Origin of the sequence: Sporosarcina sp. BP05 (assembly GCF_014282005.1) — a bacterium.
Classification (GTDB): Bacteria; Bacillota; Bacilli; order Bacillales_A; family Planococcaceae; genus Sporosarcina.
Genome location: NZ_JACFTD010000090.1, coordinates 1 through 474, shown reverse-complemented (window position 1 = coordinate 474; position 474 = coordinate 1). Strand labels below are relative to the sequence as shown.

The 474-nt window shown below is 48.7% G+C and carries 4 tRNA genes; all 4 read right to left on the bottom strand.

Features of this window, described 5'->3' with window-relative positions:
- Nucleotides 1-48 precede the first annotated feature (48 nt).
- Nucleotides 49-121: transfer RNA gene (locus H2672_RS19285), tRNA-Ala, on the bottom strand.
- Nucleotides 122-166: 45 nt separating this feature from the next.
- Nucleotides 167-243 (bottom strand) — tRNA-Pro (locus H2672_RS19280).
- 25 nt (nt 244-268) lie between these two features.
- A tRNA-Arg gene (locus H2672_RS19275) sits at nt 269-345 on the bottom strand.
- Between the two features lie 34 nt (nt 346-379).
- Nucleotides 380-468: transfer RNA gene (locus H2672_RS19270), tRNA-Leu, on the bottom strand.
- Between the last annotated feature and the right edge of the window lie 6 nt (nt 469-474).

Sequence of the window (474 nt, the reverse complement as noted above, 5' to 3'; positions counted from 1 at the left end):
TGCTGTATTTCATTGACGTTTTGCTGTTCAGTTTTCAAGGTTCATAAGTGGAGCCTAGCGGGATCGAACCGCTGACCTCCTGCGTGCAAGGCAGGCGCTCTCCCAGCTGAGCTAAGGCCCCGAAGATGTAGCTTATTTAAGCAACAAAACTACTTAAAAAGCTTAATGGTCGGGAAGACAGGATTCGAACCTGCGACCCCTTGGTCCCAAACCAAGTGCTCTACCAAGCTGAGCTACGTCCCGAAGAAATATAAAGTTTAAAATATAATGGTGCGCCCGGCAGAAGTCGAATCCACAACCTCCTGATCCGTAGTCAGGTGCTCTATCCAATTGAGCTACGAGCGCATATAATAATAGTTTTGAATCAAAATCGGTGTTTTGGTGCCGAGAACCGGAATCGAACCGGTACGGTAGTCACCTACCGCAGGATTTTAAGTCCTGTGCGTCTGCCAGTTCCGCCACCCCGGCATGTAA